This window comes from Marinobacter sp. G5_S1_61_S3 (assembly GCF_054968585.1).
The window spans coordinates 245512-270513 of the sequence record NZ_JBQKUK010000004.1; the positions used below are offsets into that span (position 1 = coordinate 245512).

Below are 25002 nucleotides of genomic sequence, written 5' to 3' on the forward strand. Positions count from 1 at the left end.
GCAGATCCTTTCGTGCTCACTCCGAAACTGAACTACACTTTATCGTGTTGTTCCTAACAGGATGTGGGCCGAGATATGTTCAACGCATGGAAGTCCTTTCAGTCACTGTCCTTACTTCATTGGGTGGTGATTTCCCTCTCGTTACTGCTTACCCTCACCGCCTGGCAGGTTTCGTCCCGAATTGCAGAGGAGAAGGCCGGGGAGCAGTTTGACCATCAGGTGAAACAGCTCAATGAACTGCTGCGGGACCGGATGCAGAAGTACGAATTTGCATTGATGTCCGGTGCCGGTGCTATCCGTGCCTCAGAGGGCGGCGTGAACCTGGAAATGTGGAAGCGCTTCAGCGAAGTGCTGGCGCTTCAGGAGCGTTTGCCGGGTATCAATGGTATCGGCGTTATTGAGCGTGTCTCCGCGGAAAATCTGGGCGACTATATCGCGGAAAAACAACAGGAGCGTTCCTACTTCCGGGTGCATCCTTCCCATGGTGGCGATGACTTCTGGCCCATTGTCTACATTGAGCCGGAGGCGTCTAATGACGCGGCCGTCGGGCTCGACATGGCTCATGAATCGAATCGATACCAGGCCGCGCTCAAAGCAATGCGAACCGGCCAAACCCAGATCACGGGCCCTATCGTATTGGTACAGGATGAAGAAAAAACACCAGGGTTCCTTTTCTTTCGGCCATTCTACCAATCCGCAGAGGTGCCACCGGCCGATCAACGTGAGTCATTGTTCAGCGGGCTGGTTTACGCACCCTTCATCATGTCAAAACTGATGGAAGGCACGCTCGCCAACGTCAACCGGCTTGTTCACTTTCGGGTTACGGACGGTGAATCCCGCCTGTACAGTGAACTCGATGAAACCCGTGGCGACAATTACGACCCTACTCCCATGTTCGAGACGTCTTACGTGATGGATATGTATGGTCGTCAGTGGCATTTCGATGTCCAGACTACCCGGCGTTTTGAAACGTTCAATGCCGGTAAGCAGCCCATTATCATTCTGGTCAGCGGCCTTGTTATCAATGCCCTGATTTTTCTGGTCTTTGCGCTCATGGCCAACGCTCGCCGCCGCGCCGAAAGTGAGGTTGTTGAGAAAACAGCTGAGCTGCAGGAAAGCCTGAATTTCATCAACACGCTGACTGACCACCTTCCATTAACCGTGTCTGTCTGGGACTCCCGACTCACGTGTCGTTTTATGAACGCCTACGGAGAACACTGGTTCCCGTACAGTAAAGAAGCGGCCATTGGCCAGAATCTGGAGCAGATGCTTGGCCCCGACCTCGTCAAAGAGCGCAGCAAACATTATCAGCAGGCGCTGGAAGGGAAGAGCGTTCAGGCCAGTGCTTCGCTTGAAAACCGCAAGGGTGAGATCCGCGATGTTGTGGTCAGTTATCACCCGGTGACTTTGCAGGGTGAGCGGTGTTTCATGGCGACCACGATTGACGTAACCGATATCGTGCAGCGTGAAAAGGAGCTGGAAGTTCTGAACGCGGAACTTGAGGAACAGAAGCAGGAGGCGGAATCGGCGGTGACCGTCAAAACGGCCTTCCTTGCCAATATGAGCCACGAGATCCGCACACCCATGAACGCGATTATCGGTGTTCTGGTGTTGTTGCAGGAAGCAGGGTTGGAGGATCACCCACGGCGGCTCGTTAAGAAAGCCTTCTCGGCGTCTGAGGCACTCCTGCAACTTCTGAATGACATTCTTGATCTGTCCAAGATCGAAGCGGATCACATTGAGCTTGATATCCATCCATTTGATATCGATGCGCTGGTTCACCGCAGCGTTGACCTGTTTGCCATTGTTGCGGAAGAAAAAGGCCTGAAACTCAGGGTGTCTATTGATCCCGCGACACCCAATCGTGTGTCGGGCGATCTGCTACGCATCTCCCAGATATGCACCAACCTTGTCGGTAATGCCGTCAAATTCACCCGCAAGGGCGGTATCGATGTCCGGATTGATTATCGGACTGAGAGTCAGGCAAGCGGCTATCTGCAAATTGAAGTTGTGGATACCGGTGTGGGTATCAAACCCGAGGACCAGGGGCGAATTTTTGAGAACTTCCGGCAAGCGGACGAATCCACGAGCCGGAATTTCGGTGGGACCGGGTTAGGCCTTGCCATCAGCCAAAGACTGGCATTATTGATGAAGGCGGAGCTGACCCTGGAGAGCGACATTGGCAAGGGCTCGACTTTCCGGCTTTTGGTGCCTGTAGGTGTCTCCCAGGATGATGGCACAGTAAGTTCCTCGAGGACGGGAAGGCCGATTCACGTCTTCCATTACGGTTTCCGTGCCAATCTGGCCTTGCTCGAGGATTATCGGGAGCATTGGCGCCTGACACTTGAAACCGTCGATGATATGGCTCAATGGCCCGCTATCCTTGAGAGTATTGCGAAGGTTGAAGACGTCGAAGACAGGTTCTTCCTGATTGATATGGAAGGCACGGAACCGAGCCTGCTGGACGGTTTCGTGACCGAGCTCCTGACCGATCCCGGCAGGTACCCGCTCTGGGCCATACTGATCATTGCCTCTGCCGGCTATTGGCGGGACTGGGTGGCGGACTTCGAGCGTTCCGGCGGGCACATGGCCTTTGAGCCCCTGACGCCATCAAAGCTCTTCGAGCACTTTTCCCAAAGACATGGGAATAAGCCGGATTCGCGGGGAGGGGGCAAGCCCCAGTTTGACGGATTATCCGCGCTGGTGGTCGACGATGTGCCCTTGAACTGCGAAATTGTTGAGAGTTACCTGAGATCGTTTGGTGTCAATGTGCAGTCTGTCCAGACAGGGGACCAGGCCGTTGAGCGCTTGGGGCAGAGGGGCTTCGACCTTATACTGATGGACCTTCACCTGGACGGTGAAACCGGCCAGGAGGTGACCGAGCGGATCCATGGCTGTGCCAACGCAAATGACTCCATCATCGTTGCGCTCTCGGCCTCTATTTCCGATCACGACCGCATGACGGCTAAGGTGGCGGGAATGCAGGACTATCTCACCAAACCGGTGGTTCCCAAGGATATCCAGTTACTGCTGGAAACCTACTTTGAAGATCGTCGGTCAGTGGTTTACACGCCCGAGGTGTCCGACGAGAGTGAGGTATTCAACGACACGGAGGTGGCGGTAACGGACATGCCGGACTTTATTTCACGTCAGGCTTACGATCGTCTTTTCAGTGATGATCAAGCGTTGTTCACTCGGTGTGTCAGAAGCTTCATTGCCAGTTCCGCGGAGATGGTTGCTGATGTCCGGAAGGCAACGCTGGCGGAAGATGCCCGTCACATGGCGCACAAGATCAAAGGGGCTGCTGTCAGTATTGCCGATACAGAGCTTGCGCAGGTGGCTGGTCTGATTGAGAACGCCCAGGAGGACCATACCTCGTTGTCCATGTTGCCCCAGTTGCTCAACCTGCTCTTGGAGCACAGCCGACGTTTGGAGCAGCACTTTGGCTTGATCGCTTCTGGCGACAATGTCGCTGAAACCGACGCAGAGTTACAAATCGTGCTCTCTCGTGTAAAGACGAAACTGGGTGGCAATCGTATCGCTGAAGATGAAGATTTGAGGGTGATCTTGAATCACCTCATTGCCAGCGGCGAGATGAAACTGGCGAACCAACTGAGGCAAGCGTTGGAGGTCTATGACTTCCCGCTCGCACTCACACTATTGGACGATGTTCCACTGGAGGGATAGGCCAGACAATGAGCAATGAAGAACAGCCAGTTGTACTTGTTGTGGAAGATAATCCCACTGGTATCGCCAGTCTTGTGGGGATACTGGGGGCGGCCTGTGAACTCGTTGTTGCCAAGACGCTGGCCGAGGCAGAGCGATGCCTTTCGCCGGACATGGACCTTGTACTTCTTGACCTCTACCTGCCCGATGGCAACGGTATTGAGTTTCTTAAACGCTTGAAGTCGGACCCGCTCTACCAGGAACTGCCGGTGATCTGTATGTCCGCTTCCGACCAGAGCAGCGACATTGAAGAGGCGTTCAGGGAAGGCGCTATTGATTATGTCCTCAAACCTTTCAACAAGATCATTCTGAGTGCCAAGGTTTCAACCTTTGTTGATTTTAAGCGAAAGACGAATTTGCTGGCCGCCCAGGCGTTGCGGGATACACTGACCGGGATCGGCAACCGACGGATGTTTGAGCAGCAGTTGGACCTGGAGTGGCGGAGGGCGCTTCGACAGGAACTTTCCCTCGGCCTTGCTCTGGTGGATATGGACCATTTCAAATGTATTAATGATCAACATGGGCACGCCCAGGGTGATGTTTGCCTGCAACTGCTGGCGACGTCCATGGAAAAGGCGTTCGGCCGTGCGGGCGATCTGGTGGCAAGACTCGGCGGCGATGAGTTTGTAGCAATGCTGCCCGGTGCCACGCTCAACAGTACGGTTCGGGCGGCCAAACGTCTGAAGGAGGTTCTGGCAAACGAACACGAAAAGTGTCGCCGCAGTGGGCAGGATTGCCCTGGCTTTTCAGTGTCAGTCGGTTGCTACGCTGTCGTTCCTCACAAAGGGACGAATGCTTCAGAGTTGAAGGAAGCAGCGGATCAGTATCTTTATGAAGCAAAGAGGGAAGGGGGGCGTAGCTGTGTCAGACCTGCTATCTAAGCTGGACCGAGACGACTCGATAGGAACGCGCCTCTTTCAGGTGAAACCCAAGATCATGGTCGTGGATGACGAACCCACCAATATACGCGTGTTGTCGGATGCACTGAAAAACGATCATGACATTATCGTGGCCACCAGTGCGAAACAGGCGTTGGGGCTTCTCGATAGGGGAGAACGTCCTCATTTATTGCTACTGGATATCATGATGCCAGACATGGATGGTCTGGAAATGTGTCGACGGCTGAAGATGCGTCAGGAACTTCAGCACATTCCGGTTATCTTCATCACGGCGCTCATTGACACAGACAGTGAGGAAAAGGGATTTGAGGTGGGGGCTGTGGATTTTATTCGTAAGCCAATCAGCATCCCCTCCGTGCGGGCAAGAGTGCGCACGCACATTTCCCTGAAAGGCATGCTCGATCATATGGTCGAGCTCAATCAAACGTTAAACGAAAGATTGCATCAGTCGGACCAGTTGAACTGGCGCTTGATGCAGGAGCAGAAACGGGGCCGTGCCGCTGACTCACGGAACCTCTACGAGCAGGCCTTCATGTCGACCTCGGAAGGTATCGCGGTGCTTGATCACGAGGGCAAAATCACCGCAGTGAACCCCTCCTACAGCCGTATTACCGGTTACTCCGAAGACGAAGCGTTAGGTCGTTATCATGACGTTCTTGATGTGCGCGTGGATAAGCGCCATAACAGCAACAGTATCCTGGACTATCTGGGGGTACATAATCACTGGTCGGGGGAGATCTACAACCGCAGAAGGAATGGCGAGGTTTATCCGGAGCTGAGAACGATCAGCACCATAAGGGCCGAGGACGGCCAGGTGACCCACTACGTGACGGTCTTCAACGATATCACCAACCTGAAAGAAACCGAGCAGCGGCTGGAAGAGCTGACCTGGCGTGACCCCGTTACCGGGTTCCCCAACCGGGCGCTTTTCCTGGACCAGCTGAGTACCGTGCTGAAGTTGTGTCATCACGGTGGCATGGCCACTGCGGTGATCGTTGTTGATATCAACAACTTCCGATATGTAAACGAGACCTTTGGTTTCGACTGCGGTGATATTGTCATTCAGACGTTTGCCGAGAGGCTCAGGAATGCCTGCCATGAAGACGACTCCATCGCTCGTTTGTCGGGCGATGAGTTTGGAATCGTGCTGGCACCAAAGCAGTGGACGTTGGATGAAGCCTATCGGATAGCCCTGCAGGTGTTCGAGCGTATTCAGGAGGCTCTGCGGGAACCCGTGCCTTATCGCTCGGAAGGGGTGTTGACGATAGAGGCAACCGGTGGCATTGCGCTGTATCCAACAGAAAGCTCCGACATGCCTTCCCTGGCTTTACGCCATGCCGAAACGGCGCACCGAAATGCCAAGGACTCGAACCGGGCTGTTGCGGTGTTTGAAGATTCCATGAGCGAGAATATCCGGCGGCAGATGGCGGTGGAGTCGGAACTGGCCCGAGCGATTACCGAGAACGAAATTGCAATGTATGCTCAATCTCAGCATAGCCCGGACCGGAAACTGGCGGGCATCGAACTTCTGGTTCGCTGGGATCATCCTGAAAGAGGGTTGTTGGGGCCCGGCGAATTTATTCCTTTTGCCGAGCGAACCCGGCAGATTGTCGCCCTGGAGCGCCATATCGTTCGCGTGTGCCTGGGAATGTTGGCTCAGATGAGAGCAGATTCGCGAAAGCTCCGCTGCTCGATCAATATTTCCGCCAAGCACATGGCGGAAGAGGATTTTGCTGAGGCGATCCTCGGGTTGGTTGCAGACTCGGGTTACCCTCCCGCGCTGATTACGTTCGAGCTGACGGAAAGCGTGATGGTGAAAGATGTGGACGCCGTTGTCGAAAAGATGGAGAAGATACGGAACTTTGGTTGCACGTTCTCGCTGGACGATTTCGGAACAGGTTATTCCTCGCTTTCCCAATTGCGCCGATTGCCCATATCGGAAATCAAGATTGACCGGTCGTTTGTACTTTCGGCGCTGAACGATTCCACGTCCGCCGATATCGTCGATATGGTGAAACGTATAGGTGAATCCATGAATGTTCGAGTTGTGGCGGAGGGAGTGGAAACGCAAGAACATGCTGATTTCCTGAAAACCCACCATCCGGGGGTGTATTTACAGGGGTACTTCTTTGGGCGCCCGGCACCGTTGTGGACCTTTTTCGTCGAGAAGTCGCACTGAACGCTGCGTCTGAGATGGCCCCGGCTTTTACGTCAATGCCTCAATCGCTTTCGCGTCGGTCGCGAAAATATTCTCCTCTTTGATCAGTTGGGCCAGCCCTGTCCTTGAAAGGGCCTCCCTCAACGGAAGTTTTGGGCCGGACAGGTAGAGGGTGATGCCTCTTGCATCCAGAAAGGACCAGATGTCCTGCAGGGTATCCAGGCCTGTAGAGTCGACCTGATTCAGGGAGGATGCAGAAATCAGCACGGTTCTCAAATCCGGGGCGGCATCCACTCGCTTGCGGATGGAGCGCTCCAGAACCGGTGCCGTCAGGTAAGTGAGTGAGGCGTCCATACGTACCCCGAGAACCCCCTCGGCAATGGGCGGCAGCTGGTAAAGATGTCGGTCACGAAACCCACCTGACTCATGAACCCCCAGTTCAATGATTCGCGGCACGGCATGATGATGAAGGAAGGCGAGCAAAGACGCCGCTATGCCCGCCAGAATTCCCCAGTACAGGTTTGGCACGGTGACCAGTGTCACCACCAGGGTGACGAGAGCTACCATGCCATCCTTGGGGTTTTCACGGCTCAATCGGGTAAGCGAGCGGACATCAATCAGCCGGGTGACGGGCACGATGATGATGGCGGCGAGGATCGCGGTCGGCAGGTGATACAGGAGCTCGGTAAACCCGAAAAGAGAGATCAGCACGAGCAGTGAGGCGATCAGGGACGCCCTCGCGGTTTTCGCGCCACTGTAGGCGTTCAGCGCCGTGCGGGAGAACGAACCGCTGACAGGAAAGGCACCGCTGAAGCCGCTGGCCATTTTGGCCAGACCCTGACCGATTAACTCCTGATTCCGGTCCCACGGTTCTCCTGTTATTCGCGACATGGTGCGGCAACTGGACATCGCTTCGGTAAAGCTGATCAGTGCAATGATCGCAGCGGGCAGCAGAAGCGCCAGGTGCTGGTCAACGGAGAGTGTCAGAGGCAATGAAGGCTGGGGAAGTCCGCTTCCGACCGGACCGATGACCGAGCCGCCAAGCTCTCCAAATCCCAGCAGATAACTGCCGGCGATGCCAATCAGTGTAACGACCATCACCGCAGGCAGGCGCGCGGTCAATTTTCCGAGTAGCAGCAGCGCTGCCACGCCACCGAGGCCGAACCCGGCGGTTGCGACCAGCCGCCAGGGGGCGTGTTGCCATTCCTGCCAGAGAGTGGATAGCCAGTTTTCGCCGGCGCCTGTATCGAAGCCCAGTAGGGCAGGGATCTGTGAAACGATAATGATGACGGCAGCCGCATTCACGAATCCCTGAACGACAGCGTTCGAGATCAGGTTGGCAAGAATGCCCATGCGGAACGCGCCCATAAGAAACTGCATGAGCCCGGAATAGAGGGCGAGCCATATGGCCATCACCACCCATTCCGGGGACCCCGCTTCGGCCAACGGTTGCAGCGCCGCGAAGGTCAGCAGGCTGGTTAATGCCACAGGCCCGACCGCAAGCAGTGACGATGAACCGAACAATGCCCCAACAATGCCCGGCAGCAGTGCCGCGTAGAGACCGGTAACGGGCGGCATCCCCGCGAGTTGGGCGTATGCCAGGGCCTGGGGGATCAGTACCAACCCGACCGTGATGCCGGCAATGGCGTCCGCCCGGTTCTGCCGTCTCGTGGGTCTGGCCCATGTCAGGAAGGGGAAGAGCCTGACGATCAGTTTACTTGAGGATGCCCGCATAACAATTCCAATTGGCAACGTGTCGGTGTAACGCACGTATCCGGTCCGGCTCTCCATTTAAGGGGCTTTGATAACCGTATAGCACATTACCAGCATCGGGATAGAGAAAGTAGAATTCGACTCAATGATCTATGCTGTCATTAGGCTGCATGGCACCGCCTCTGGCCTCTGCTGGCCTCTGGAGAGTGCACGAATAAATTCGCTGATGGAGAAGGCGTATGCAACAGATCCAGAAATACCCCGCGGGCTGGCGGGTACTGCATTGGGTAATGGCGCTGATGGTCCTGACGTTGATACCCGTCGGGCTCTGGATGGCGTCGCGTGCGGAAGCTGATATCTGGGGGGCGCTGACGAATACCTTGTACAGTGGGCACAAAGCCATAGGTTTTACCGTGCTCCTACTGATGATCCTGCGGATCGTGGTTAAGATACGGGTAAAAAGCCCACCCTATCCCGAGAGCATGCCCCGCACATTGCAGATTGCAGCCAAGAGCATGCACCACCTGATCTACGTCATGTTGGTGGTTACGCCTTTGTTTGGCTGGGCCGGTGTGACGGCGTATCCGGCTTTGGGCATCGTGGGCGATGTCAGACTGCCCGCCATGCCTTTTGTGCCGGAGGACAAGGAATTGGCTGGGAGCTTGTTTGCGATACACGGGTGGCTAGCCATAACGCTAGGTGTTCTGGTCGCAGGCCATATCGCGGCGGCCTTTCGCCATATGCTCCGTGGGGATGGTATTTTCCGCCGAATGGTTTGAGTAGGCATGCGAGGACCGCAGCCGGCCTGTTCCGGTGCGATCGCTAAGCCAGACAGATGCGGTACCGAAGCACCCCGGCATCCTCCTCGCGGACCCATTCAATCCGGTGCCCGGTCAGCTCGCACAGCACCTGTAAATCCCGACGACCGCTGGGATCATCGGCCAGGAAGTCAACCTGCGTGCCGCTGGGAAGGCCCTGGGTGCGCTTCTTAAAACGCAGAACGGGCAGTGGGCATACCAAACCGATGGCATCGATCTGGTAAACCTCTGTTTCATGCATCTGGGACTGTTCAGTCAAGCCGCACATTCTCACTGCTGGTTTGCGTGGCGGAGGACCACCCGAACTGGTCAAGAACGGGCGGGGCGGCAAAGGCAATCACCAGCGCCGCGACAAACGCTGAAATCATGACTTTCACGATGACCCTCCTTTACCCTGTTTGGCTTCAACCTCGGCCACCCACAGATCGTGGTGCTGGCGCGCCCACTCCACATCAACCTGGCCGTTACCCATGGCATCGAAGGCGCCTTCCATGCCAACCGAGCCAATATAAATGTGGGCAATGATGGCCAGCATCATCACGAATGCGACAATCGAGTGCCAGAGGTTGGCGTATTGCATCTCTTCGTGGGGCGCCAGATCGGTCGGGAAGCTGGTACCCAGAACACTGTTCATGATGCCGAAGGTATCGGCAAACATGGGCATCTGAAACGGGAACAGCAGCGATAGCCCGGAAAGGGACACTGAGGCGCCCAGCACCATCACGGTCCAGAAAATGATCTTCTGGCCGGCGTTGAATTTCTTCGCAGACGGATGGCTCTTGGTAAAGATACCGCCGCCAGCCTTGAGCCATTGCCAGTCCAGCTTGTTGGGAATGTTGTGGGCCACCCACATGACAAACGTCATCACCAGCCCCAGCATGAACGCCCATGCAACGTTATTGTGGACCCACTTGGAGCCGGCAGCCAGGGTGGCAAAGGCGTCGGCCCCCATGACCGGGATCAGGAAGCTTCGCCCCATCAGGGTGATCAGCCCCGTCAGGCCCAGGGCGATAAACGAGCCTGCCAGCAGCCAATGGCCGAACCGCTCGACGGCTTTGAACCGTTCAATTGTAGTGCCCGCAGGGCCGCCTTCGATTTTGATCCTGCCGCGAATGAGATAGAACACCACCAGCAATGCGATGAAGCCCAGAATGGCACCGCCGCCGTAGGTGATGACCGGCCCTTCACGCAACTGGTACCAGCGCATGCCGCCGTCCTGGATCAGAACATCGGCCGCCGGGTTGCGAACCTGGGTTTCAATGTCGATGTTGTCGTAGCGAATGCCGCGCCAGGCATCAGCATCGGAACGCCCGCCACGGGTGCCCAGTGGCTCGTTGATCGGCGCCGCATTGGCGGGATTACCTGTTTCTTTGGAACGGGATTCCCCGTCAGCTTTCAGTCTTTCCTGCCGGGCCATGATGTCTTCGAGGGTTTGGCCGCCCCCGGTAGACATCTGGTCAGACTCGGGAACGTCCTGCGCCCACACAGGGTTGAAGACCAATGTCGCCAGCACAAAAACGGCGGCACCGAATAGTTTACAGTTCATGAAAGCACTCCAGCGGAATGAACAAAAAGAATCCGTTGCCTTAACGAATGCCGGGGCCCCAGGGCCCCGGAAACATCCAATGGGCTTACGCGCCCTTCTTCTCGTAGGCTGTGCCCCATCCCCAGGCGCCTGAACCAAAACCACGGTTCACCACACGCTGGCGGTAGATGTCCGCTACCTCGTTGCCGTCACCGGCCAACAAGGCTTTGGTGGAGCACATTTCCGCACAGATCGGCAGCTTGCCCTCCGCAATACGGTTGCGCCCGTACTTGGAGAACTCCGCTGTGGAGTTGTCTTCTTCCGGACCGCCTGCACAGAACGTGCATTTGTCCATCTTGCCCCGGCTACCAAAATTGCCCGCTTGCGGGAACTGAGGGGCGCCGAATGGGCAAGCGTAGAAACAATACCCACAACCAATGCACAGATCTTTGGAGTGCAAAACCACACCGTCTTCGGTCTGGTAGAAGCAATCCACGGGGCAGACGGCCATACAGGGTGCGTCTGAACAGTGCATGCAGGCTACCGAGATCGAACGCTCACCGGGCTTGCCATCTTCAATGGTCACCACGCGTCGACGGTTGATGCCCCAGGGGACTTCATGCTCATTCTTGCAGGCCGTTACGCAGGCATTACACTCGATGCAGCGTTCGGCATCGCAAAGGAATTTCGCTCTTGCTTGTCCTTCAATGGCCATGATCTACACCTCTTGTTATGCCGGCATAATCGAACACAGGGTGCACTTGGTCTCTTGCATCTGTGTGACCGAGTCATACCCGTATGTTTGAACTGTGTTGGTGGATTCACCCAATACGTAGGGGTCGGAGCCTTTCGGATACTTGTCCCTCAGATCCTTGCCCTCCAGGTGTCCGCCGAAGTGGAACGGCATGAAGGCGACGCCCTCGCCGACCCGTTCGGTCACCATGGCCTTGACTTTGATGCGTGCGCCTTCCGGGCCAGACACCCAGACATCCTTACCGTCACGAATGTTCATGTTGTTCGCATCACGCGGATTCACTTCAATGAACATGTCTTGCTGCAATTCCGCCAGCCACGGGTTGGACCGGGTCTCGTCACCACCACCTTCATACTCAACCAGTCGGCCTGAGGTCAGAATGATGGGGAAGTCCTTGCTGAAGTCCTTCTTCTGGATGGACTCGTACAGGGTCGGGACACGCCAGAAGGTCTTGTCCTCGTAGGTCGGATAGTCCTCCACCAGGTCTCGGCGGTTGGTATAGAGGGGTTCGCGATGAAGCGGCACGGGGTCCGGGAAGTTCCAGACGATGGCGCGGGCCTTGGCGTTACCAAAGGGCGCGCACTCGTGTTTGATCGCAACACGCTGGATGCCGCCAGACAGGTCGGTTTTCCAGTTGGTTTCGGGGCCGGCAACGGCATCAATGCTGGCCCGCTCTTCGGCCGTCAGGTCGCCATCCCAGCCCAGGTCCATCAGCATCTGCATGGTGAATTCCGGGTATCCGTCCTTGATCTCGGAGTTTTTCGAGTAAACGCCGTCCGCCAGCAGGTTTTCGCCGTTGCGTTCAACGCCAAAGCGGGCACGGAAGGTAAGGCCACCTTTGGACACCGGCAAAGACATGTCATAGAGCACGTGTGTGCCCGGATGGTTCATTTCCGGTGTGCCCCAGGATGGCCATGGCAGGCCGTAGATATCACCATCGCAGGGGCCACCCACCGCACGCAGTGTGGTCTTGTCGAAGTGGTGCTGGTTGGCCATGTGCTTTTTCAGCCGCTCTGGCGACTGACCGGTGTAGCCGATGGTCCACATGCCACGGTTGAATTCACGGGTGATGTCCTCGACGACCGGTTCATTGCCTTCAATGGCGATATTGCGGAACATGCGATCGGTGAAACCGAACTTGTCCGCAAACAGCTTCATGATTTCGTGGTCGACCTTGGAGTCGAACAGCGGCTCAACGACCTTTTCACGCCACTGGAGCGATCGGTTGGAAGCGGTGACCGAGCCCGATGTCTCGAACTGTGTGGTCGCCGGCAACAGGTAAGCGCCCTCCTTACGGTCGTGCAGCACTGCAGACACGGTGGGGAAGGGGTCCACCACGACCAGCAGGTCGAGTTTCTCCATGGCTTCCTTCATTTCCAGCATCCGGGTCTGGGAGTTCGGCGCGTGGCCCCACAGCACCATAGCCCGGGTGTTGTCGGGCTGCTCCAGGTTTTCCTTGGCTTCCAGAACGCCGTCAATCCAGCGCGATACGGGTATGCCTTTCTCGTTCATCATGGCTCTGGATTTGCCATCCTTGTCCCACACGGCAAAACGCCCCTTGAGCCAATCCAGGTCCTCTTCCCAGACGCGGGCCCAATGAGCCCAGGAGCCAGCGGCCAGGCCATAGTAGCCGGGCAGGGTATCGGCCAGTACACCCAGGTCAGTAGCGCCCTGAACGTTGTCGTGGCCACGGAAGATGTTGGTGCCGCCGCCAGGAGCGCCCATGTTACCCAGTGCCAGTTGCAGCACACAGTAGGCGCGGGTGTTGTTGTTGCCGTTGGTGTGCTGGGTACCACCCATGCACCAGATGACCGTGCCAGGGCGGTTATTCGCCAGGGTACGAGCGACGCGCTCAAGCTGTGCTCCAGGCACACCGGTTACACGCTCGACTTCCTCAGGGTTCCATTTCTTTACTTCCTGCCGGATGTCGTCCATGCCGTACACCCGGGTGCGGATGAACTCCTTGTCTTCCCAGCTGTTCTCAAAGATGTGCCACAACAGGCCCCAGACCAGCGCGACGTCTGAGCCCGGACGAAACCGCACATACTCGTCCGCGTGGGCGGCGGTGCGCGTGAAACGAGGGTCGCAGACAATCAGCGGCGCGTTGTTCTCTTCCTTGGCTTTGAGAAGATGCAGCAGCGACACCGGGTGCGCTTCCGCAGGGTTACCACCGATCAGGAAGATCGCTTTCGAGTTGTGGATATCGTTGTACGAATTGGTCATCGCACCGTAGCCCCAGGTGTTGGCTACGCCGGCAACCGTGGTCGAATGGCAGATCCGGGCCTGGTGATCAACGTTGTTGGTGCCCCAGTAGGCAGCGAATTTGCGGAAAAGGTAGGATTGCTCATTGTTGAACTTTGCGCTTCCCAGCCAATAGACCGAATCCGGACCGCTTTCCTCGCGGATCTGTAGCATCTTGTCGCCGATCTCGTTGATCGCTTCGTCCCAGGAGATTTTCTGCCACTGTCCGCCGACCATTTTCATCGGGTACTTGAGACGGCGTTCGCCGTGAGCGTGTTCACGTACTGAGGCGCCTTTTGCACAATGCGCACCCAGGTTGAAGGGGCTGTCCCAACCAGGCTCCTGCCCGATCCAGGTGCCATTCTGCACTTCAGCCTCGACCGTGCAGCCAACCGAGCAGTGGGTACACACGGACTTTTTGCGAACAATTTTCCCACCTTCCGTCGATGGGGTGGCGGCCTCAACGCGGCCGGATGTTAGTGACAGAGCTGCCAGACCACCCACTGTGACACCGGAGGCGGCCAGGAAACCACGACGATCCATGGTTTTGGCAGCGAGGGATGAAAGTAAAGAACCAGCACGGGGGCCTTTCGCTACCCCGTTGGTTTTCTTTCTTAACATGTCAATTACCTCTCTCTTTTTATTCTCGTTTTACGGAGGTGTGGCCATTCAAGAGCCTTTCGCAACCTTGAATGACGCACGCTTCCTTAAAAGCGAGCCGATTCGAAGTACTTACGTGTGTGTTCAGTGTCACGCAGACCGCGGCTTTTCGGGGCTTCTTTCACCACCTCGGCTGCGGCGTTGGGGGAAACTGCCAGCGCAACAGCCGCAGGCGCTGCAGCTGCTGCCACCTTCAAGAAACGGCGGCGGCTGTTTTCACGTTTCGGGTTGTCCATTGGACACCTCCACCTGAGTTAAGGGACCAGGCAGGTCCCAGTTATTGAATGGCAAAAGCATCAGCCTCAACGGCCATGAAAGCCCGGCCCAGCGAGCCCACAGGCGCGTAGAAAACCGCGCTTTGCGCTTCTTCCAGATCGGTAAAGAACAGTGCCGCCCACTTCGCCAGGTGTGCGTCGAAAAAGGCTTTTTGAGAAGGCTGGTCACTGTCACACAGGAACTCGCCCGCAATAATGCCGGCCATGATTTCGCACAGCGTGCCCATGTGATCTTCCGGTTCTTTAACGTTGTCTCTTGCCTTGATGCCCCTGGCCATCAGGTCGCTGCGCAGATCCGCAAGGGGCTTCTCGTTGAGAAAGCCGGTCAGGTAATAACTGGTGTAGGGCAGTAATTCCCCACGACCAATGCCAACGAAAAGGTTGTTGAACTCCCGCTCGGCATCCTTGGGCGTGGTGCGTTGGGCAAGGGCAGCGAGGTTTCTGGAGGCGGTTCCTATCGGAGTGTCGTCGCCCTTTAAGGTCGCCAGTCCCCGCAGCAACTCACTTGAAGGTGGGCCGCCCAGCAAGACACCCAGCAACTGATACATTTGGGCACGGGCTCGATCTTCGTCGCTGATCGAGCGAGGGCACTGAACTTCTGCAGTGTTGGCCAAGACGTCTCTCTCTCTTCTTGTCTCTTGTTTATTGTTGTCTAATTTTTAATCACCGATCTACTGTATATAGCTCCGATTTGTGTCGGGCGCAACTACAGTTGCTAACGATTCACGAATCGCCAAAACGCATTCGTGGGCGGTAGCGCGGTGTCGATTCTTCCCCGGTTTTGGTGACCACTGGTTGGGTATGGCCAGCAGTATCTGATGGAACTTCTTCGAAGTCGGACTCGGATTCCTCGATGGCTTCTGCAGGTTCCGGAGGCGCCATCGTTACCGCAGTTTCGGCCTGCTCCGTGTGCTCTGTGATGGAGTCCCCGCGTTCTTTATCAGCCTGCTCCCCCGCCTTTTTGGTTCGGTCGATCAGTCCTTGTCCCACCTTGTAGAGGGTCTTTACGGCCCCGGTCGCGCTAGCCGCGCTGGTGAAATCCTCATCGTAGTCATTGAGCCCGTCCAGCACGGCAAGTACGGGGTTGGATTTCCAAAGTGATCGCAGGGCCCTGCGGCGTAGCAGCTCGGGGATTTCTTTGCGCATGAACCCGGTAATATCGGTACCCAGCTCAATGGCATCAGGATCTGGTAAGCCGTATTTCTCCAATACATCGTGCTCGGGCAAGGTCTGATTGATGGCGAGTTCCTGTTCTTCCGGTGACGGCTCGGACTCGACCGAGGGCGCCGCCGGCTCAGTTTTATTACCGGTTTCTGCTTTCTTGCGCGACCAACGTTGCAGGCGTGACTCAGCCATCACTGAATCCTCGGTTTTTTGATGTTGGCGGGTGCGCGAAAGACGTCGCTCTCCTGACGGATACGCGGATCGCCTTTGGCGTCTTCGATACCATCGACTTGGACACTGTCACGACGCCGTTTCTTGAAGGGCTCTTCGATGTAGTGCATATCGACAAACTCTTTGATCCAGGCCGCCAGAGACTCGGGAATGGGCACAGGCTCGACGATACTTTCGCCACTGTCCTGTGCATCCAATGCCTCATGGGCACTGGCGGTAATGGAACTGACGGCCCACCCTGAGGGAGAGCGACCGGTCTGGTCCTTATCCATGACAATCCAGACGGAGGGAACGGCCATGTTCAGGGATACAAGGTAGCCTTCCACGTCGGCGCGAAAGAGCTCCATGGTCACCGTGCCTGCGTGGTAATCCACGTCATCGCCTTCACGGATCAGTTCTTTCCAGAACGCCTCGGGGGCGCCCGGTATGACCGCCACCGGCTTCCAGATATACCGCGCCCACTGGGTTACGCCAGGGGACTGGCGAACGACGGCACCGACTTGTAACGCGCGTTTCCAATGATCTGTGCGACTGCTCATGGCTGCTCTCTTTTGTTATTCCTTCAAGCTAGCAGGAGGTCAAAAAATATCCAACTTTCCAATTGTCCAAAAACAAACGGCTGTGGCATGCTCGAAGAGCTATAGTGTTTCGTATACGTATAACAACAATGAAAAGAGTCGAGTTCCTGATGACGGCACACAAGACCTTACTGCTATGCAGCTGCGATAAAACACAGTCCTTTGATCCTGAGGCGCTGCGCAAGGCCGCAGCCGCTGAACAGGTAATCGCGGTGGATCAATTGTGCGGCCACGACATGAAGATGGCCGCTGAGCACCTGGGTGGTGATGCAGACGTACTCATTGCCTGTGGCCAGCAGGCTGCCCTGTTTGAGCGTCTGGGCGAGGATGTGCAAGCTGAAATCGGGCACTCCGCGCCGCTGGGCACCATCGACATCCGGGACCGGGCTGGTTGGGGGAGCGCGAGTGCAAACCCCAAACGTCAGCATGCCAAGCAAGCGGCCCTGGTTGCCGCGGCCCAGCTGCCAGCTCCGATTGCGCCTGCGAAAACGATCCGCTCCAGCGGGGTGTGCTGTATCGTTGGCCCCACCGAACAGGCCGTAAGAATGGCCGAGCTGGTACAGGACGAGCTGGGGGTTACCTGTATCGTCAACGATGCCGGCCCCATACAGCTTCCCTCTGCCGCCTACGACGTGGCCAGGGGCCGACTGACGTCAGCCTATGGCGCACTGGGCAATTTCAGAATGGAGTTTGCCCAGTTGCAAACCCTGAATCCCGCCGGCCGTGGTGCACTGGGTTATGGCGAGGTGCAGGCCACCGCTAGTAGCGAATGTGATGTGTTTATCGACCTCCGTGGTGGCGCTCCGGCCTTTCCCAGCCATCAGAAGCGCAACGGTTATTTCTGGGCCGACCCCGCCAAAACCGGGGAATTGGAGCGCATTGCCCTGACAGCCCGGGAGCGGGTTGGTGAGTTCGAGAAAACCGTCTACTTCAGGTTGGAAGAGTCCCTGTGCGCCCACTCCCGGGCCAACAAAACCGGCTGTACCCGCTGCCTGGATGTCTGCCCTACCGAGGCCATTTTTTCGTTCGGTGACCACGTGCAGATTGATTCGGATATCTGTGCCGGTTGTGGCTCCTGCGCGGCTGTTTGCCCGACCTCAGCCATCACCATGAACGAAAGCCCGTTCGAAGCCCTGACCAAAGCCGTGGACGTGATGGCCAGGGTGTATCGTGAACATACCGAAGAATCCCCTCGGCTGGTGTTCCATACCCTGGACGCCGGTGGTGAGGCCATGGCGCACCTGGCACGGTACGGCGATGGGCTGGCGGACGACCTGATTCCGATGGGGCTTGAGCATATCGATCGTATCGGCCATGCCGAGATCCTGGCCGCACTGGGCGCCGGCTATGCGGAAGTCCTGCTGCTGGCGGACAACGAGACTGACCGCCAGGCCGTTGCCGCGGAAGTGGAACTGGCTCAGGCCATGGTGAGCGGTGCCCACCATTCGCCCACCCGGATCCGGGTGGTTGCGACTGACGAGCTCAGTGCAGAAGGGGACAATGCGGGCCGCGTCAGTGAGCCCGTGTTACTGGTTGGCGGCCGCCGTGACATCACACGGGTTACCGTCAGTGCGATGGCGGACGGTGTTGAAGCGCCGATCCCCCTGCCACAGGGCGCGCCCTATGGTGCTATCGAAATCGATTCCGATAAATGCACGCTCTGTCTGGCCTGCGTGTCTCTGTGTCCGACTGGCGCCCTTGGCGACCATCCGGACCGGCCGGAGGTTCAGTTCACGGAAAATGCCTGTGTTCAGTGTGGCATCTGCGACAGCACCTGCCCCGAGACAGCCATCAACCTGAAGCCGCAACTGGATCTGTCCAAGGGGGCGCTAAGCGCCCGGGCACTGCACGGCGAGGAGCCTTTCGAATGCATCAAGTGTGGAAAGCCCTTCGGTGTTGCCAGCACCATCAACCGGATCGTTGAAAAACTGGAGAATCAGCACTGGATGTACAAAAACGCCGATAACGTCCAGCTTATAAAGATGTGTGACGACTGTCGGGTGAAATCTCAGTTCCACGGGGAAAACGCGCCTCTGGCAGGAGGAGAGCGCCCAAGGGTTCGCACCAGAGACGACTACCTGGACAGCTAGAATAAAAACAGGACGCGACATGGTTGAATACACCGAAGTAGGAAAACCGAACCTGATTGGTACCGACGCTCCCCGGCCTCAGGACAAGAACCCTAAAGGCGTTGACCGCATCATTGCCATCGCCTCCGGCAAAGGGGGAGTCGGAAAGTCGACCGTGGCCTCCAACCTGGCGGTTGCACTGGCTTCGAAAGGTCTGAAAGTGGGCCTGTTGGATGCCGATGTGTACGGTCCCAGCCAGCCCCGCATGATGGGTGTTTCAGGTCGGCCGTCCAGCCCTGACGGAAATACCATACTGCCGCTGCGCAATCACGGGGTGACCCTGATGTCCCTGGGCCTGATGGCCTCCGATGATGAAGCCATTGTCTGGCGCGGGCCCATGTTGATGGGCGCCCTGCAACAGATGATGAACCAGGTGGACTGGGGCCGGCTGGATGTCTTGCTGGTGGACTTACCCCCGGGCACCGGTGATGTCCAGATGACCCTGAGCCAGAAATTCTTTGTCGCAGGGGCGGTTGTGGTCTCAACCCCCCAGGACATCGCGTTAATGGACGCGCGCAAAGGCATCGATATGTTCAAACGGATGGATGTGCCCCTGTTCGGCCTGATTGAAAACATGGCCTCTTTTATCTGCGATGGTTGCGGCAAAGAGCACCATCCTTTTGGGCACGGGGGCGCCAGGGCGGAGGCTGAAAAATTGGGCTCGCCCTTCCTGGGGGAGATTCCGCTGGATCTGGACATCCGCGTTGGTTCGGATGGCGGTGTCCCGATTGTGGTATCGAAGCCGGATAGCCCTCAGTCGAGGGCTTTTCAGCGCATCGCCGATGAACTGATCGCCTCCGAAGTGTACGCCGAGGCCATGCGATGAGCGTGTCGCCGCGCTTACCACCGCTGTTTACAGGCGAACGGGTGCCAAACCAGACGGATCCGTTTGATAAGGCCGTCAGCCGTGCCATTGCCGGAGTTGATTCCGGCACGATCTTCTATTCCGACGCGGTGGACGTCTTGCGCGCGGCCCTGGTGCTGGCGCCGGAAACCTCATTGGAAGAGGCTGTCCAGGTGGTCTACGTGGCCCAGATAGGCCTGGCTGAAAGTCTGGGCGCCCTGGCCCCGCCCGAAGTGCCGGTGTTCTTCCAATGGCCCGATCGTATCAAGGTCAATGGCGCGGTGTGCGGCGGTGTCCGCTTTGCCGCGGATGTGTCAGATCCCAGCGCTCATCCAAACTGGCTGGTGGTCGGCATCGATGTGCCTTTTTTGCCGGTGGGCGGCGAGCCGGGCGAGACGCCGAACCAGACCTGTCTGCACGAGGAAGGCTGTGTTGAGATCACGCCCATGGCGCTTCTGGAAAGCTGGTCCAAGCACACATTGTTGTGGCTGACTTACTTCATGGACAGTGGCTTTGAGCGTATACACAATGAGTGGCGGCCACGCTGTGACACCCTGGGTAAAATGATCGACCTGCCAAAGCCTGGGCTCTTTGTGGGCCTGGATGAAAAGGGCCGGATGCTGTTGCGCCAGGATGTCATGACCGAAACAGTGAGTTTGATCGAGTTTGCGGAGCACGTATGAAACTGGCCCGAACCCTGCGACTGGATGTATCCGATGACAATGTATTTGACCTGCCGGCTCCCAGCGGTGAATGGGCGATATCCGGCGGGTTTGAGTTTTCCAACTGGACCGAAGCAGACCTGAAGGGCAAGGCCCGGCAGGCCTTCAGCAATGGTTGGTACAGCATCGAGTCAGGCGGTCGTGCCAGTTTTGTGGGCGTGTGCGACATCACCGAAGCGGAGTTGGAACATTTACGCCAGACCTTGGCGCAGACGTTTGTTGAGTGTTACGGCGCTCCGGATATCGATGCGGCCTATCCGGTCGCCTGTGAGGAAATCGACCAGATGCGCAGCATGTGTGAGGACTTCGAGGACAACACGCTGTTGATGGTCAGCCGCACGCTCACCGAACTGGGTGTTGAGGAAACCTACCGCTCCCGGGGCCCGCAGGATGCCTCGCTGGAGGCCTTTGCCGTACATGGCAGCGTTGACTGATTACAGTCCGAAACTGCCATAGGGAATAAACCGCACCAGGGTGCCCGGTTCTATCTGCTGGGCGCTTTCGTCCAGCTCCACCAAACCCTCGGACCAGGCCAGGCCGGTTACACGTCCAGAGCCCTCAGAGCCAAATACCTCAACCTGCCCATCCCGAACGCGGGCCCGCAACATCTCGCTGCGCCCCGGTTTCTTATTCTTGGAAAAGCCAGCGGGCACGAGATAACCCTGGGGTTCGAACCAGTTCCCTCCTGCCAGCAACGCCATCGCCGGCGCGCCAAAACGCAGTGCGCAGACCCAGGCGGCGACCGGGTTTCCCGGCAAACCCACCACGGGCGTTCCCTGGAACATGGCCAGCGCCAGCGGGCGGCCCGGTTTGATCGCAATGCGCCAGTTACTGATGTCACCGTGTGCTTTCAGCATTTTCGATACGTGATCCTCGTCGCCGGCAGACACGCCGCCGCTGGTGAGGATCAGGTCGCATTGTTCCGAGCCTCGCTCCAGCGCCGCTTTGACTTCTTCGGCCCGGTCGAGCACATGACCAAGGTCCACCAGCTCATAGCCCAGTTGTGCCACCAGAGCATTCAGCATTGGCCGGTTGGCGTCATAGATCTGCCAGTCGGTGACGGCTGAGCCGACGGGCTTTACTTCATCCCCCGTGGATAAAACGCCGACGCGCAGGCGGTGATAGACGTCGACCGAGTCGACACCCACGCTGGCAAGTACTGAAATCTGGGTTGGCGTCAGGCGGGTGCCTGCCGTGAGGATTTGATCCTGTGCCTTGATGTCCTCGCCGGCTTTGCGCGCGTTGGCGCCGGCTTTTAACGTGCCGTTCAACTGCAGTTGGCCATCTCGGACTTCGCAGTCTTCCTCGAGGACCACGGTATCCGTGCCGGCCGGAATCACCGCGCCGGTCAGAATCCGGATGGCGTGGCCCGCAGGCACGTTCCCCATATACGGTTCCCCGGCGGCGCTGCGGCCCTCAATCAGGGGCAGGCTGCAGGGTACGTCCGTTAGCGGCCCTGCGAAGGCATAGCCGTCGACCGCGGAATTGTTGCTTGGGGGATGAGCGCGAGGCGCAGAGACGTCGCTTGCCAGGATTCGCCCATTGATCTGCGACAGCGGGACGGCGTGTTCCACCTCCACTACCGGATGTAGGCGAGAGCGCAGCCGCTCCAGTGCCTCTTCCACCGGCGTCCAGTTCACCCCGGGGGGCAGGGCGAAACAATCGTTACGAAGTGGAGTCGTTGTTTTCCCGTTCATGATGTCCCTGGGCTCAGAATAAAGTCAGCGATGGCGGGTACATTGTTTACATCGAAAACGGGGCCCGGAAAATCCGCAGCGTAGTCCACTACATAGTCCGCCACCAGGGCAATGATACTGTCGTCCTCCGGGTAGAGGGGCGCACGGGCGCTTTCCTGCCTGTGCACTTCAATCTTGGGATGCGGGTGGGTTTTAAAGCCCTCGACCACCACCCAGTCGCAGGGGCCCAGCCGCGCCAGCAATTCATCCAGCGTTGGCTCTTCAGCGCCGCGCAGTTCGTGCATGATGGCAAAGCGTCGCCCGCCCGCCAGGATAACCTCGCGAGCGCCGGCATCGCGGTGCTTGTAGCTGTCGGTACCGGGTTGGTCCACATCCACCCCGTGATGGGCGTGCTTGATCGAGTTAACCGTTAACCCCCTGCTGGACAGCTCGCGAATCAGGGCTGCTGCCAGCGTGGTTTTTCCGCTGTTCTTCCAGCCCACAATGCCGATGACATTCACTTCAGGTGCTTCTCCGCCCAGGCCAGGTCTTCCGGTGTGTTGATGTTGAAAAAGTCGTCCTCGCCGAACACCACCAGGGTTTCACCCTGGGCTTGTGTCCACTGGCGGATCTTGCGCACGCCGTCGTTCAGGGCGGCTCGAAGATCATCCCGCAACGCGACCCGCCAGCGGCCAAACGTTGGCTGGGGCAGGCGACCACGTTCCGGATCCGGTGTCGCCGCGAGCACCACCGGCGTGTCATGCCCGGCCAACCGTGCAGCCAGGTCCCGGGGGAACGATGGGGTGTCCGCAGCGACGCTGATCAGCCATTCATGCCCTTGTTCGGCCGCCCAATCCATGCCCGCCAGAACACCTGCCAGCGGGCCTGGAAAATCAGCGATCGAATCAGCCACCACTGGCAGCCCCAGATCATCAAACCGACTCAGATCGCCGTTGGCGTTCAACACCACGGCGTCCACCTGCGGTGTAATCCGGTCGATGACCCGCTGGATCAACGACTGATCACCCAGCATCAACCGTCCCTTGTCGCCGCCGCCCATCCGGTTGGCCTGGCCGCCCGCCAGAATGACCGCGCAATCAGTCATGCTCGGCCCCTTTTCGACGGTGCTTTTTGTCCTCGTCAGGAACCTGTGACAAGTCCTGATCGAACACCAGGCGGTGTTGCCCACTGAGGCACGTGAACTTTTTACCGCGCATCCGACCGATCAGGGTCAATCCGACCTGCCGGGCAATATCGACGCCCCAAGCGGTAAAGCCCGACCGGCTGATCAGGGTCGGGATTCCCATCAGGGACGTTTTGATGACCATTTCGGAGGTCAGGCGGCCCGTGGTGTAGAGGACTTTGTCGGCGGCGGTGATGCCGTTCAGGTACATCCATCCTGCGATCTTGTCCACCGCGTTGTGGCGCCCGACATCCTCCATGTAGGCCAGAATCTGGCGATCCTGACACAGAACCGTGCCGTGAATGGCGCCGGTTTCCATGTACAGGCTGGGAGTGTGGTTGATCTGGTAGGAAAGATCGTAAAACGTGCTGGTGTGCACCGGTGTGTCCGGTAGTGACAGGCCTTCAAGCCCCGCCATCATGTCACCGAACACCGTACCCACGGCGCAGCCGGACGTCCGGGTTTTCTTTTCCAGTTTGTCTTCGACATCGGTAACACCTGCGGTACGCACCACGGCGACTTCCAGCTCTTCGTCGAAGTCAATTCCGGTGACCTGATCGTTTTCCTTCAGCATACCTTGATTCAGGAGAAAGCCGAGGGCCAGATACTCCGGGTGATCGCCAATGGTCATGGCGGTGACGATCTCCTGGCTGTTCAGATAGATCGTCAGGGGGCGCTCCTCGATCACGCTGATGGACTTTGATTGACCGTTTTCATCAACGCCCTCGACGGCGCGGGACAAACGAGGGTCTTTGGGATCGGGCAGTATCGGATTAATCGTCATTGTTGTTATAGCTCTTCCAGGAACGCCACGGACTTGAATCTCGATGCACGTCCCCAGAGATTAGCCTATTTGGCATTCGGGAAAAACAGCTGTTGTCCGTCCACCTTGAAGTCTGCAATCGCTTGCTGGCCATCCTCGGAAATCAGCCAGTTGTGCCACTGTTCAGCGAGATCGTGCTTGAGATGCGGATGCTTCTCTTCGGAGATCAGCAGGCTACCGTACTGGTTGAACAATACTTCGTCGCCGGCAAAAAGCAGCCTCAGGTTCTGGCGGTTGCCAAACGCCACCCAGGTGGCGCGGTCCGACATCACGTACGCGTCCATGGCCGCGGCGGTGTTGAGGGTTGGCCCCATGCCACTGCCGAGTTCGCGGTACCAGTCGCCGTCGGGGTCCACGCCGGCGTTCTCCCAGAGGCGTAACTCGGCGCGATTGGTGCCGCTGTCATCGCCGCGTGAGGTGAAGGGTGCCTTGGCATTGGCAATCGCCGCGAAGGCTTCGGCGGCACTTTGCGCCTCACCAATATTCGCCGGATCGTCTGCGGGGCCAATCAACACGAAATCGTTGTACATGACATCGGCCCGCTCACTGGCGAAGCCGTTTTCGACAAAGCGTTTTTCTCCGGCGGTATCGTGTACCAGGAGGCTGTCGGCGTCGCCGCGACGGGCGATTTCAAAGGCCTGTCCGGTGCCCACTGCCACCACCCGTACGTCGATGCCGGTATGGTTTTCGAACTGCGGTAAAATGGCGTTGAACAGCCCCGAGTTCTGGGTGGACGTCGTTGAGGCCAGGGTGATGTAGTCATCAGCGAACGCGCTGAATGCCAGGCCCATGCTGGTTACACCTGCGAGTACAAGGGTTAAGCTTTTTTTCATCTTGTTTTCTCCTTTCGCGCGTGTGGAACTTCCATTGAGTAGCCAGCCGC

Annotated in this window: 23 protein-coding genes; 8 read left to right on the forward strand and 15 right to left on the reverse strand. The window is 57.7% G+C overall.

The genetic code is table 11. The features are described from left to right. Positions 1-75 precede the first annotated feature (75 nt). Genes ACTRWH_RS05490 through ACTRWH_RS05500 form a run of 3 tightly spaced genes read left to right on the forward strand, consistent with a single transcriptional unit; the run spans position 76 to position 6804 of the window. Positions 76-3687 carry a CHASE domain-containing protein gene (locus ACTRWH_RS05490; RefSeq protein ID WP_462826055.1) on the forward strand — a complete coding sequence of 1204 codons (3612 nt, stop codon included), beginning with the start codon at positions 76-78 and terminating at the stop codon, positions 3685-3687. Between the two features lie 8 nt (positions 3688-3695). Continuing rightward, on the forward strand, positions 3696-4607 hold the full coding sequence (locus ACTRWH_RS05495) for a diguanylate cyclase (RefSeq protein WP_462826057.1): 912 nt from the start codon (positions 3696-3698) through the stop codon (positions 4605-4607). Positions 4608-4647: 40 nt separating this feature from the next. Next, positions 4648-6804: an EAL domain-containing protein gene (locus ACTRWH_RS05500; protein WP_462826058.1), complete on the forward strand. Its 2157-nt coding sequence runs from the start codon at positions 4648-4650 to the stop codon at positions 6802-6804. Between the two features lie 27 nt (positions 6805-6831). On the opposite strand, the gene ACTRWH_RS05505 is transcribed toward ACTRWH_RS05500, so the two are convergent. Further along, positions 6832-8517: a SulP family inorganic anion transporter gene (locus tag ACTRWH_RS05505; RefSeq protein ID WP_286812035.1), complete on the reverse strand. Its 1686-nt coding sequence runs from the start codon at positions 8515-8517 to the stop codon at positions 6832-6834. Positions 8518-8735: 218 nt separating this feature from the next. On the opposite strand from ACTRWH_RS05505, the gene ACTRWH_RS05510 reads away from it, so the two are divergent. After that, a complete protein-coding gene (locus tag ACTRWH_RS05510; RefSeq protein ID WP_036202834.1) occupies positions 8736-9275 on the forward strand; it encodes a cytochrome b in 540 nt (179 codons plus the stop codon). A gap of 43 nt (positions 9276-9318) precedes the next feature. Here the strand turns inward: ACTRWH_RS05510 and ACTRWH_RS05515 are convergent, their stop codons facing one another. The 9 genes from ACTRWH_RS05515 to ACTRWH_RS05555 form a co-directional block, all read right to left on the reverse strand. Beyond that, entirely contained in the window at positions 9319-9573 is a 255-nt protein-coding gene (locus ACTRWH_RS05515; protein ID WP_051946750.1) for a sulfurtransferase TusA family protein, read from the reverse strand. After that, positions 9566-9691, reverse strand: coding sequence for a hypothetical protein (locus tag ACTRWH_RS05520; protein ID WP_036202841.1), 126 nt, complete (start codon positions 9689-9691; stop codon positions 9566-9568). Before ACTRWH_RS05520 ends, ACTRWH_RS05515 begins: the two co-directional genes overlap by 8 nt. Next, positions 9688-10860: a formate dehydrogenase subunit gamma gene (locus ACTRWH_RS05525; protein WP_091644549.1), complete on the reverse strand. Its 1173-nt coding sequence runs from the start codon at positions 10858-10860 to the stop codon at positions 9688-9690. The genes ACTRWH_RS05520 and ACTRWH_RS05525 overlap by 4 nt, the downstream gene beginning before the upstream one ends. 85 nt (positions 10861-10945) lie before the next feature. After that, a complete protein-coding gene (fdh3B, locus tag ACTRWH_RS05530) occupies positions 10946-11554 on the reverse strand; it encodes a formate dehydrogenase FDH3 subunit beta (RefSeq protein ID WP_007153241.1) in 609 nt (202 codons plus the stop codon). 15 nt (positions 11555-11569) lie between these two features. Continuing rightward, positions 11570-14455 (reverse strand): molybdopterin-dependent oxidoreductase, encoded by a 2886-nt coding sequence (locus tag ACTRWH_RS05535; RefSeq protein ID WP_462826059.1) that lies wholly within the window; start codon positions 14453-14455, stop codon positions 11570-11572. An 86-nt stretch (positions 14456-14541) separates the two neighbouring features. Then, the gene (locus tag ACTRWH_RS05540) at positions 14542-14730 is read right to left on the reverse strand and encodes a twin-arginine translocation signal domain-containing protein (protein ID WP_007153239.1); all 189 of its coding nucleotides are present in this window, start codon (positions 14728-14730) and stop codon (positions 14542-14544) included. 41 nt (positions 14731-14771) lie between these two features. Then, on the reverse strand, positions 14772-15383 hold the full coding sequence (locus ACTRWH_RS05545; protein WP_036202853.1) for a TorD/DmsD family molecular chaperone: 612 nt from the start codon (positions 15381-15383) through the stop codon (positions 14772-14774). A gap of 109 nt (positions 15384-15492) precedes the next feature. Beyond that, positions 15493-16125 carry a DUF3306 domain-containing protein gene (locus tag ACTRWH_RS05550; protein ID WP_136632855.1) on the reverse strand — a complete coding sequence of 211 codons (633 nt, stop codon included), beginning with the start codon at positions 16123-16125 and terminating at the stop codon, positions 15493-15495. Continuing rightward, positions 16125-16703: a DUF3305 domain-containing protein gene (locus ACTRWH_RS05555; protein ID WP_036202858.1), complete on the reverse strand. Its 579-nt coding sequence runs from the start codon at positions 16701-16703 to the stop codon at positions 16125-16127. The genes ACTRWH_RS05550 and ACTRWH_RS05555 overlap by 1 nt, the downstream gene beginning before the upstream one ends. Before the next feature lie 149 nt (positions 16704-16852). Between ACTRWH_RS05555 and ACTRWH_RS05560 the strand changes: the two genes are divergently transcribed. From ACTRWH_RS05560 to ACTRWH_RS05575, 4 genes are read left to right on the forward strand one after another with little or no spacing between them, the layout of a single operon-like run. Further along, positions 16853-18832 carry a 4Fe-4S binding protein gene (locus ACTRWH_RS05560; protein ID WP_286812038.1) on the forward strand — a complete coding sequence of 660 codons (1980 nt, stop codon included), beginning with the start codon at positions 16853-16855 and terminating at the stop codon, positions 18830-18832. A gap of 19 nt (positions 18833-18851) precedes the next feature. Then, the gene (locus tag ACTRWH_RS05565; RefSeq protein ID WP_075195319.1) at positions 18852-19697 is read left to right on the forward strand and encodes an Mrp/NBP35 family ATP-binding protein; all 846 of its coding nucleotides are present in this window, start codon (positions 18852-18854) and stop codon (positions 19695-19697) included. Then, on the forward strand, positions 19694-20398 hold the full coding sequence (locus tag ACTRWH_RS05570; protein ID WP_091644562.1) for a biotin/lipoate--protein ligase family protein: 705 nt from the start codon (positions 19694-19696) through the stop codon (positions 20396-20398). The genes ACTRWH_RS05565 and ACTRWH_RS05570 overlap by 4 nt, the downstream gene beginning before the upstream one ends. After that, on the forward strand, positions 20395-20871 hold the full coding sequence (locus ACTRWH_RS05575) for a DUF6505 family protein (RefSeq protein ID WP_136633937.1): 477 nt from the start codon (positions 20395-20397) through the stop codon (positions 20869-20871). The genes ACTRWH_RS05570 and ACTRWH_RS05575 overlap by 4 nt, the downstream gene beginning before the upstream one ends. Here ACTRWH_RS05575 and ACTRWH_RS05580 read toward each other — a convergent pair whose 3' ends face one another. From ACTRWH_RS05580 to ACTRWH_RS05600, 5 genes are all read right to left on the reverse strand, one after another. Further along, entirely contained in the window at positions 20872-22134 is a 1263-nt protein-coding gene (locus ACTRWH_RS05580; RefSeq protein WP_462826060.1) for a molybdopterin-binding protein, read from the reverse strand. Then, positions 22131-22634, reverse strand: a complete 504-nt coding sequence (gene mobB / locus ACTRWH_RS05585) for a molybdopterin-guanine dinucleotide biosynthesis protein B (protein ID WP_462826061.1) — start codon at positions 22632-22634, stop codon at positions 22131-22133. The genes ACTRWH_RS05580 and mobB overlap by 4 nt, the downstream gene beginning before the upstream one ends. Beyond that, positions 22631-23218 carry a molybdenum cofactor guanylyltransferase MobA gene (mobA, locus tag ACTRWH_RS05590; protein WP_036202872.1) on the reverse strand — a complete coding sequence of 196 codons (588 nt, stop codon included), beginning with the start codon at positions 23216-23218 and terminating at the stop codon, positions 22631-22633. Before mobA ends, mobB begins: the two co-directional genes overlap by 4 nt. Next, a complete protein-coding gene (locus ACTRWH_RS05595) occupies positions 23211-24080 on the reverse strand; it encodes a formate dehydrogenase accessory sulfurtransferase FdhD (RefSeq protein WP_036202874.1) in 870 nt (289 codons plus the stop codon). Before ACTRWH_RS05595 ends, mobA begins: the two co-directional genes overlap by 8 nt. A 65-nt stretch (positions 24081-24145) precedes the next feature. Then, on the reverse strand, positions 24146-24952 hold the full coding sequence (locus ACTRWH_RS05600; RefSeq protein WP_462826062.1) for a substrate-binding domain-containing protein: 807 nt from the start codon (positions 24950-24952) through the stop codon (positions 24146-24148). Positions 24953-25002: the final 50 nt, after the last annotated feature.

Coding starts and splice junctions, on each gene's coding strand:
- ACTRWH_RS05535 (WP_462826059.1), bottom strand. CDS start 14,455: ATGTTAAGAAAGAAAACCAACGGGGTAGCGAAAGGCCCCCGTGCTGGT.
- ACTRWH_RS05595 (WP_036202874.1), bottom strand. CDS start 24,080: ATGACGATTAATCCGATACTGCCCGATCCCAAAGACCCTCGTTTGTCC.
- ACTRWH_RS05510 (WP_036202834.1), top strand. CDS start 8,736: ATGCAACAGATCCAGAAATACCCCGCGGGCTGGCGGGTACTGCATTGG.
- ACTRWH_RS05565 (WP_075195319.1), top strand. CDS start 18,852: ATGGTTGAATACACCGAAGTAGGAAAACCGAACCTGATTGGTACCGAC.
- ACTRWH_RS05555 (WP_036202858.1), bottom strand. CDS start 16,703: ATGAGCAGTCGCACAGATCATTGGAAACGCGCGTTACAAGTCGGTGCC.
- ACTRWH_RS05525 (WP_091644549.1), bottom strand. CDS start 10,860: ATGAACTGTAAACTATTCGGTGCCGCCGTTTTTGTGCTGGCGACATTG.
- fdh3B (WP_007153241.1), bottom strand. CDS start 11,554: ATGGCCATTGAAGGACAAGCAAGAGCGAAATTCCTTTGCGATGCCGAA.
- ACTRWH_RS05490 (WP_462826055.1), top strand. CDS start 76: ATGTTCAACGCATGGAAGTCCTTTCAGTCACTGTCCTTACTTCATTGG.
- ACTRWH_RS05540 (WP_007153239.1), bottom strand. CDS start 14,730: ATGGACAACCCGAAACGTGAAAACAGCCGCCGCCGTTTCTTGAAGGTG.
- ACTRWH_RS05505 (WP_286812035.1), bottom strand. CDS start 8,517: ATGCGGGCATCCTCAAGTAAACTGATCGTCAGGCTCTTCCCCTTCCTG.
- ACTRWH_RS05495 (WP_462826057.1), top strand. CDS start 3,696: ATGAGCAATGAAGAACAGCCAGTTGTACTTGTTGTGGAAGATAATCCC.
- ACTRWH_RS05550 (WP_136632855.1), bottom strand. CDS start 16,125: ATGGCTGAGTCACGCCTGCAACGTTGGTCGCGCAAGAAAGCAGAAACC.
- mobA (WP_036202872.1), bottom strand. CDS start 23,218: ATGACTGATTGCGCGGTCATTCTGGCGGGCGGCCAGGCCAACCGGATG.
- ACTRWH_RS05560 (WP_286812038.1), top strand. CDS start 16,853: ATGACGGCACACAAGACCTTACTGCTATGCAGCTGCGATAAAACACAG.
- ACTRWH_RS05600 (WP_462826062.1), bottom strand. CDS start 24,952: ATGAAAAAAAGCTTAACCCTTGTACTCGCAGGTGTAACCAGCATGGGC.
- ACTRWH_RS05570 (WP_091644562.1), top strand. CDS start 19,694: ATGAGCGTGTCGCCGCGCTTACCACCGCTGTTTACAGGCGAACGGGTG.
- ACTRWH_RS05580 (WP_462826060.1), bottom strand. CDS start 22,134: ATGAACGGGAAAACAACGACTCCACTTCGTAACGATTGTTTCGCCCTG.
- ACTRWH_RS05575 (WP_136633937.1), top strand. CDS start 20,395: ATGAAACTGGCCCGAACCCTGCGACTGGATGTATCCGATGACAATGTA.